This window comes from Thermosipho sp. (in: thermotogales), assembly GCF_020054775.1.
Taxonomy (GTDB): Bacteria; Thermotogota; Thermotogae; order Thermotogales; family Fervidobacteriaceae; genus Thermosipho; species Thermosipho africanus.
The window spans coordinates 45052-54097 of the sequence record NZ_JAIHAP010000007.1; the positions used below are offsets into that span (position 1 = coordinate 45052).

General features: G+C 29.7%; 6 protein-coding genes, 1 tRNA gene and 1 pseudogene. 4 read left to right on the forward strand and 4 right to left on the reverse strand.

Going from position 1 to position 9046, the window contains the following annotated elements; genetic code table 11:
• Positions 1-40: 40 nt before the first annotated feature.
• The 4 genes from uvrB to JG780_RS02740 form a co-directional block, all read right to left on the reverse strand.
• Positions 41-2026 (reverse strand): excinuclease ABC subunit UvrB, encoded by a 1986-nt coding sequence (uvrB, locus tag JG780_RS02725; protein ID WP_287569135.1) that lies wholly within the window; start codon positions 2024-2026, stop codon positions 41-43.
• Positions 2019-3683, reverse strand: coding sequence for an Rqc2 family fibronectin-binding protein (locus tag JG780_RS02730; protein WP_287569136.1), 1665 nt, complete (start codon positions 3681-3683; stop codon positions 2019-2021). The genes uvrB and JG780_RS02730 overlap by 8 nt, the downstream gene beginning before the upstream one ends.
• Before the next feature lie 80 nt (positions 3684-3763).
• Complete coding sequence (locus JG780_RS02735) at positions 3764-5608, reverse strand: ABC transporter substrate-binding protein (RefSeq protein WP_004103587.1); 1845 nt, start codon at positions 5606-5608, stop codon at positions 3764-3766.
• A 112-nt stretch (positions 5609-5720) separates the two neighbouring features.
• A complete protein-coding gene (locus tag JG780_RS02740; RefSeq protein ID WP_012579374.1) occupies positions 5721-6809 on the reverse strand; it encodes a hypothetical protein in 1089 nt (362 codons plus the stop codon).
• 77 nt (positions 6810-6886) lie between these two features.
• Between JG780_RS02740 and JG780_RS02745 the strand changes: the two genes are divergently transcribed.
• The 4 genes and pseudogenes from JG780_RS02745 to JG780_RS02760 all read left to right on the forward strand — a co-directional run.
• Positions 6887-6961: transfer RNA gene (locus JG780_RS02745), tRNA-Val, on the forward strand.
• Between the two features lie 66 nt (positions 6962-7027).
• Entirely contained in the window at positions 7028-7477 is a 450-nt protein-coding gene (locus JG780_RS02750; protein WP_004103592.1) for a hypothetical protein, read from the forward strand.
• Positions 7474-8745, forward strand: coding sequence for a nucleotidyltransferase (locus JG780_RS02755; protein WP_114702402.1), 1272 nt, complete (start codon positions 7474-7476; stop codon positions 8743-8745). Before JG780_RS02750 ends, JG780_RS02755 begins: the two co-directional genes overlap by 4 nt.
• Before the next feature lies 1 nt (position 8746).
• A pseudogene (locus JG780_RS02760) lies at positions 8747-9046 on the forward strand (DEAD/DEAH box helicase); the annotation flags it as partial.

Genomic DNA, 9046 nt, shown 5'->3' on the forward strand with positions numbered 1-9046 from the left:
TATTATACAATTTTTTATTATTTTTCACTTATATTATCGTTTAAAAAGATTTATTCTTTAATTTTTCTCTGATATTAAATAATTCATCTCTTAATCTTGCCGCATCCTCATACCTTAACTCTGATGCTGCCTTATACATTTCTTCTTCAAGCAATGCAATATACTCTTCAATTGATAGAGATTCTTTTAATTCAAATATTGTTTTAATTTCTTCTTTTTCCTCATCTTCATCTGTCATAAACTGCTTAAATATCTCTTCATCAAGTGGTTTAATTATAGTTTTTGGAGTAATACCATGCTTCTTGTTATACTCAATCTGAATTTTCCTTCTTCTATTTGTTTCATCAATTGCTTTTTTCATAGCCGGTGTTATTTTATCAGCATACATAATTACTTTACCATTTATATTTCTGGCAACCCTGCCAATAATCTGTATTAATGTAGTTTCGCTTCTCAAAAATCCCTCAGTATCACTATCTAATATTGCTACTAATGAAACTTCTGGTAAATCCAATCCTTCTCTTAACAAATTTACACCAACAACTACTTCTACATCTCCTCTTCTAAGTTTTTTTAATACTTCAACACGTTCTATAGTATCAAGTTCAGAATGAATGTACAAAGCCTTAATACCCATCTCTATTAAATATTCTGCTAATTTTTCAGCAGTTTTTTTAGTAAGAACTGTAACTAATGCACGTTCGTTTCGCTTTCTTATTTTGGCAATTTCATTAACAAGATCATCTATTTGATTTTGAGTAGGTCTTACTTCAACCTCAGGATCAACAAGTCCTGTTGGCCTTATTATTTGTTCTACAACTTGCTGAGAATTATTAATTTCAAAATCGCCTGGTGTTGCTGAAACAAAAATAACATTTTTAACCTTATTCCAAAATTCCTCAAATTTCAGTGGCCTATTATCATAAGCGCATGGAAGTCTAAAACCATATTCTACCAAGTTTTTCTTTCTTGAAAAATCTCCTCTATACATTGCTCTAAGCTGGGGAATAGTTATATGTGACTCATCTATAAATACTAGATAATCATCTCCAAAATAATCTAAAAGACTGTATGGTGGATCTCCAGGATTTCTACCATCAAAATGTCTTGAATAGTTTTCTATACCTGAACAATATCCAAGTGCTGTAAGAAGTTCAATATCATTCATTGTTCTTTGTTTCAATCTTTCAGCCTCTAGGTGCTTTCCTTGCTTTTTAAAATATTCTAACTGTTCTTCTAATTCTTTTAAAATTGACTTGACTGCTCTTTTTATTTTTTCTTCTGTCGTAATAAATTCTTTTGTAGGATAGATAACTACCCTGTCAAGCTTTTCTAAAATTTTCCTGTTCAATGGATCAAAAGTATAGATCGAGTCTATTTCATCACCAAAAAGTTCAATTCTTATTCCTTCATCTTGATATCTAGGATATATTTCTATAACATCGCCTTTAACTCTAAAAGTCCCTCCAAGTGCAACTTCTTCTTTCCTTTCATAACCAATTCTAGCTAAATGTGTTAAAAATCCTTCTAAATCAATTTCTTGTCCTACAGATAAAACAAAATTTAAATCACTAAAATCTTTAGGATCTCCACAATTGTATATTGCTGAAACACTTGCCACAACAATAACATCTTTCCTAGTCATAATTGACTTTATTGCACTAATTCTCATTTTTTCAATTACCTCATTAATGTCTGCATTTTTTTCAATATACAAATCTCTTGTTGGAATATATGCCTCTGGTTGATAATAATCATAGTAACTTACAAAAAATTCAACTTTATTCTCTGGAAAAAAAGATTTAAACTCAGAATATAATTGAGCAGCTAAAGTTTTATTAGGCGAAATTATAAGAGTTGGCTTGCCAACTTTCTCAACAACCTTGGCCATTGTAAATGTTTTTCCACTTCCTGTGACACCTAATAAAGTTTGTATTCTATATCCTTTTTGTAAACCTTCAACTAATTTTTTAATTGCCTCAGGTTGATCTCCTGACGGTGAAAAATCCGAATAGACCTTAAACATTATCAATCCTCCTCGGTTTTACATAAATTGTTTTATAATTACTGTACAATACAAGGCCAGGTTTTAATCCCTTAGTTTTTCTAACATATTTTACTTTTGTATAGTCAACTGGAACCTTTCCTGAATTTTTACCTTTACTATACCCAGCTGCAAGCTCTGCAGCAAATCTTATAACTTCTTCGTCTATATCCTTTCCATTGTTCTTCAACACAACATGTGATCCAGGCATTTCATGAACATGAAACCATAAATCTTCATCATTTGCCTTACGAACAAGTTCATCATTTTGTTTGTTATTTTTCCCAATATATATTACAAACCCATTATGCTCTACCTTTCTTGGTTCTGATTTGATAACTTTTTTACTTCTACCTTTCTTATCTTTTATTAACCCCATATTTTGCATTTCAAACTTTATCTCTTCTATTTCTTCCTCACTTTCAGCATCTTCAATTGTGTACCAAATTTGATATAGGTAGTCTAGTTCGTCTTCTAATACTTTCTTTCTTTCTAAAAGACCTTTCAACTTGTTTTTCATTTTATTGTATTTTTTAAAGTAATAATTTGCATTTTCTAGTGGTTCTTTATTAGAATCTAGAGGAACCTCAATATTTTCATCATTTTCCCAATCATATAAAACTACTTTGTTCATCTTTTCATCAATTTGATAAAAATAAGCCTTTAAAAGCTCTCCATATTTTTTATACAAATCGTAATTTTTATTTTTTTCAATTTCACTATTAATCTTATCTAATGTATTTTCCAACTTGCTTATATATTTCACTAATACATCTTCCAAAGCCTTTTTCTTTTGATATATTAAGCTCTTTTTTTCATTCCAACTAAAAAACAAATTAATTGCTTCATCTGGCTTTGAAAATTTTCTAAATTTTTCAGCTAAATGATTTAAAGAAAATGCAGAAATTTCAAATGGTTTATTATTCTCAAAATAAACATACATATTTTTCTCGCTAAATTCCTGAATAATTTCCTTCAAAAATTTTTCTAATTTATCATCCCATTTAATAACTTCATCTTCACCTAAACCTGCTCTAAACAACAATTCTCTAGCAGTTACTTTAGAAAATCCCTGAATATTTTTATAAATCAACTCTAAAGCCTTGTCACTTTCATTAATAGTTTTAAGCTTTTTAATTTGATCTACATCAAGCGGATTAATTTTATTTGAACTGAAAATTTTAAATTGTTCTCCTGGAAAAATATTTCTAAATCTATTTTTTATTCGTTTATAGGCATCCAAAATTATCCCATTTTCTACAAAAATTATATTTGAATGTTTTCCCATTATATCAATATAAATTTCATAATTATGTTTATTTCCAACATCATCAACTTTATAAACTTCAAACTTATAAGTCCTTTCCAATCCAATTTGCTCAATATTTTTTATCACACCACCTCTAACTTTACTTCTTAAATACTCAACAAAATAATGACTTTTGGTGTTTAAAGGTAAATTTCTTTTTTCAAAAGTTATATAAGAATAACTTGGATTAAGTGAAATTTTTAAATCAAAACTTTGAAAACTAAAATAGATTATCTTATTAAAGATATAAAAATTTCTAATATGTGCATTAAGCAAATATGGTTTTGAATATTCTAAAAATTGCCTCATAACAAACCCATCGTATGGCATTTTATCTACCTCCTATACCTAAGTATATCATAAAAAAAATGCGGCCCATAATGGGCCGCAAGAAATTAATTACTTTTTAATTATTCTTTTCCTTCAAACCAGTATGCGTAATAATCATCACCTGGTCTCATTGCATTTGGATACCAACCTTTGAGCCATTTCCTGTGAACCCTAACTCCAATTGGTTGATAAAGTGGTACACTAATTGCATACTTTACAACAAATTTTTGAACTTGTGCATATAACTCCGCCCTTTTTGCTGCATCTGTTTCAGCTGCTGCTTGTTCAATTAATTCATCCAAGCTCTTTCCACCAAGTTCTTCCATAGGTGTACTTACAAATTCTCTGAATTTTGCTCCTTGTCTTGAACTGTAGTCACCTTTTGAATCATAATATGTAAATATGAAGTTATCTGGGTCTGGGAAGTCTGCAAGCCATCCAAGAATGAATATTGGAAGCTCACCACGTTTTGTTGCATCTAAGAATGTTGGCCATTGCAAACCAACAACATCAACCTTAATCTTTGGTGATAACATTTCAAGATACATCTTTACCATTTCTGCTGTTCTTTGTCTTGCTTCGTTTCCTAAGTTATATGCAACTGAGAATTTGAATCCTTTTTTCCATGCTTCTCCGTTCCATGCTTGCATTAATTCTTGTCTTGCTTTAAAGAGATTGAAATCATACAATGGAAGTGAAGGATCAAATCCAAGAAGACCTTCTGGCAATGCTGTTGGTACTCTCTTACCAAATCCTTTTAATACCTCATTAATAAGTGCGTCGTAGTTAATTACGTGTGCAATAGCTTTTCTTGCGTGAACATCACTGAAGAAATCCAATGGAATTCCATTTCCATCAAGCTTTCCACTACCAACGTACTTGCTTCCTTCTTTAATTGTCCAGTTAAATCCAAGAACTGTAACTGACAATGTTGGTAATCCTTCTATTATTTCAATATCTGGATTTCCTCTTACTTGGTCAAGATATTGTGTTGGAATATATGCAATATCTGCATCACCTTTTTCAAGCATTGCTTTTCTGGTTGAATATTCATCAATACCCCATATAATTACTCTCTTAATCTTTGCAGGTTCTCTCCAATAATTTTCATTTGCTTCAAGTATTACTTTTTGTTGTGCTCTATCCCATTCTACAAATTTGTATGGACCTGTACCGTTCATTTGTGTGAATAATGGTGATTCTTCCTTTCCTTGATCATGCCATTTCCACCATGTGGTTGGTTGCCCATCCCAAAGTCCTATTTCAATACACCATTCTTTATCAAGTATTGCTCCCCAACTTCCACCTTGTGCAATTACGTTCAAGAATGGTGCATATGGTCTTGCAAGATGAAATACAACATTGTCTCCGTCTACTTCAATTGCTTTGTCAACTGCATCATACACTTGTTTAAATACTTCTTCTGCTCCAGGTACTGGATTTCCTTCTTCATCAAACAATTCATCCCATGATTTTCCTGTTAAGTCTTCAACAAACATTGTAACATCCCATGTTCCAAAAATTGAATACCAAAGCATCCATACTGGTCCCCCAGATGGATTGTAAAGAAGTGCTCTTTCAAAACTGTATTCAACATCTTCTGGAGTTAAATCATTTCCATTATGAAATTTAACTCCTTTTCTGATTGGAAATACGTATGTTTTTCCACCATCTCTTATGAGTCCATTTTCAACTGTTGGAACTTCTGTTGCAAGCCTTGGTTCAAATTCGTTCAAGCTGGAACCTTTATATTGTATAAGGTTCTCATATACTTGATAAATAACCTCACCACTAGCTGTATCGTATGCAAGATGTGGGTCAAGAGTATCTGGCTCACCAATAGTTGCGTCTACCAAAGTGTTTGGGTCGGCAGCAAATAATACTACCGCAAATACTACCATCAAAAATGCTAAAAGTTTTTTCACAAAAATCCCCCCTCTTCTGGAGTAATGTAATGGTTCGTAATTATTATACCACATATTTTACAAAAAAATCAACTCTTTTACATTTCATAAAAATATATATTAAATATTATAGCTATTTAATAAAAAATTTAGCACTTGGAATGTATATTCTTAACCTTGTCCACGGAGTAATAATCTCCTTATAATTATTGTAAAATTCTAATTTTTCATTTTTAATTATATTACAAATTAACCTTCCAATTGAATCAGAACAATTTTCAACTATTTCAATTTCTTTATTTTTGAACGTTACATTATTTGGAACTAATTCTCCAAAATTTTTATAAGTATACTTATAGCTTCCAAATTTAAACATTGCTTCATCAAACAAAGTTGTTTTTTTATCTATTAAAAATGACATTATCATATATAAACTACTTAAGTCAATTGGAATATCATATGCATAGCTAAAATCTAAAGTTATATGTTTGATATCATCATTTTTTGCAATATTTTCAAATTCTTCAAAAATTTCTGAAAATTTATCTCCCAAAAAATTAAACGAGAAAATTTTTATATCAGCAAAATCATTTGATTTTTTTTCTATCAAAACTGGTTCTTTTCTAATAAACTCTTCATACGGAATCGTTTCAACAATTGTTTTTTCGCTCTTTCCTAAATATTCGTATTCAACCTCAATTCTCTTTTTCCTTAAAAATTCTCCTAAAAATGGAAAAATATATCTTGAAAAAAATTGTTTATTCTCATTAAAAATATTTTTTTCTAAATAAAAATCTGATAGGTATTCGATCAAATTCCTGTTATTAATTTTACTAACCACTGCTCCTTCCTCAATACTACATGAAGAATTAATAACCACAAATTTTCCATCAACAAATCTAATTTCAAATGGTAGAACATAAGTAGATTTATTAGATTCAGGCAATAGCACATATACCCCAGGATATTTTGAAATTTCTTTAACTAGGATCTTATAAAACTCGTATTTATTCATCCACCTACTGATTTTGATATCTTTAAAATTAATTACCCTCTCATCATCAATATAATGTAATTTAAGTTTGGAATTAATAAGCTCAATTTCCTTGTTCAAAGTTTTGGGCAAAAATTTCTGATATTTAAAAACATAGGGAGAAATAACTATAAAAATCACAACACCCAAAACAAAAAATAGCGTAAAGTTAATAAATTTCTTAATCATTTTTTAATTCACCCCCATAAAAAATATACACCAAATTCTTGATTTTAAAAAATTTTTATGGTATTATTTTTTTGCATGGGTGCGTAGCTCAGTGGGAGAGCGCTTCCTTCACACGGAAGAGGCCGCAGGTTCAATCCCTGCCGCACCCACCAAAAAAATAAATGAAGGGCCTTAAAAGGCCCTATTTTTGTGGTAAAATATTTAAAGAGGTGTAAAACATGGAAAAATACTTAATTTATATTTTAGGCACATTACTTGCAACAATTGGATTAATCTTTTTAAGTTTTTACATAGCTATTTTCTTTTTTTCGCCTGTAATAGAAAATATTTTTTCTATCAATATGAATATTTCATCAGCATTGCTAATAATAGCGATATCTTTCACGCTCAATGGCTTTTTTATAGGCTTCTATTCAATTTCTAAAGATTCATGGGAATATGCTAATGTATGGATAATAATTTCCTTTTTACTATCATTTATATCATTTCTCTTTCAATTATACAAATTAGCATCTCTAGGCCCAACCTGGTTGGGTTTAGAATTTTTTGGAATTAACGGCAATAAAATTGAGACTATGTACATTGGTATGATGCTTTTCCTAATAAATCTTGCCATATTAGTTATTTGTGGAATACTTGTTTTCAGCAGGTTTAGAGGTGAAGAATGAAAGTTTTAGGAGTTGTAGTTGAATATAATCCTTTCCATAATGGCCATCTCTATCATTTAAAATCTGCTAAAAAGCTAGTAAAACCTGATTTTACAATTGCGGTTATGAGTGGAAATTTTTGCCAAAGAGGAGAGCCGGCTATTGTTAACAAATTTGCAAGAGCTAAAATGGCTCTTTTAAATGGTATTGATGTAGTATTTGAAATTCCAACTGTCTATGCATTACAAGATGCAGGTGGCTTTGCATTTGGTTCAGTTGGCTTAATGCATAAACTTGGTCTTGTTACAGATATTGTATTTGGAAGCGAAAGTGCTGATATTTCATTTCTTGAAAAGATCTCCAAAATCTTATATGAAAATTCAAAAGAGTTTGATTACCTAATAAAAAGAGAACTAAAAAAAGGTTTGTCATATCCAAACGCAAGAAAATTTGCACTTCAAAAATTTTTGAAGACTGATTTAGATACTATTAAAAAGCTAGAAAACTCAAATGATATTCTAGGAATCGAATACATCAAAGCAATTTTTAAATATAACAGCAACATTAAGTATCATGTTATTAAACGTGTTGGTGCAAAATACAATGAGCAAAATTTATCTGGGAAATTTTCTTCAGCTACTGCAATTAGAAATGCTATAAAGTTTGAAAAAAACATTAAAGAATATGTTCCTGAAAGTACTTATTTAATTTTAAAAGATGAATTTGAAAAAGGGAGAGGTCCAGTCTTTTTGGAAAATTTAGAACAATTTATACTCTCTGAATTTAGATTAAAGGCAAGAGAAAATTTAGAAAATATATATGGTTTTAGTGAAGGTTTAGACAAAAGATTTATTGATAGTGCAAATATTTCAACCAATCTTAAAGAATTCATTGAAAATATAAAAGCAAAAAGATTTACATTCTCAAGAATAAGAAGGTTGATATTCCATGCGATCTTTAATTTTGAAAAAAACTATATGGAATTTTCAAATAAACTAGGACCTCAATATGCAAGAGTTCTCGGATTTTCAAAAAAAGGTCAAGAATTTTTATCATATGCAAAGAAAAAATCAACAATTCCAATTATCACAAATCCTTCACTCAAAAACAAAATACTAAAAGATGTTTTAAAAAACAGTGAAAGAAAATGGGATTTTAACATAAGCTTATACAACTGGCAATTTGAAAAAGATATACTTGCAAGTAATATCTATACTTTATTTTATCCTAACTCTTCTCAAAGAAAATCTGGTATGGATTTTAGAAAGCCAATAATAATTGAGGGATAATATGAATAAAATTTTAATAGTTCCATCTGAAAAAGATTGCAATATTGAAGGATATTTTTACATTCCTTCCTATGATGTTTTTCCATATGAAAATCTTGAAAATTCATGGTTTGTAAGATCAAAAAGAATATACTCTTTATATCTTGCCCTAAATAATAAGCTAAACGGGGTAGCTACGTTGTATTCTGTAACAAGATTTATAATGCCTCCCTCAATTTTAAAAAAATATGTCATTGAATTAAAAGTTGGTGATATATTTGAATCACCTGAAGAATTATTTTCAAAGCTTGGTTATGAAAGA

Bases quoted from the DNA above. Each gene is read 5' to 3' on its own strand.
- uvrB (WP_287569135.1), bottom strand. From the start codon at position 2,026: ATGTTTAAGGTCTATTCGGATTTTTCACCGTCAGGAGATCAACCTGAG.
- JG780_RS02730 (WP_287569136.1), bottom strand. From the start codon at position 3,683: ATGCCATACGATGGGTTTGTTATGAGGCAATTTTTAGAATATTCAAAA.
- JG780_RS02740 (WP_012579374.1), bottom strand. From the start codon at position 6,809: ATGATTAAGAAATTTATTAACTTTACGCTATTTTTTGTTTTGGGTGTT.
- JG780_RS02750 (WP_004103592.1), top strand. From the start codon at position 7,028: ATGGAAAAATACTTAATTTATATTTTAGGCACATTACTTGCAACAATT.
- JG780_RS02755 (WP_114702402.1), top strand. From the start codon at position 7,474: ATGAAAGTTTTAGGAGTTGTAGTTGAATATAATCCTTTCCATAATGGC.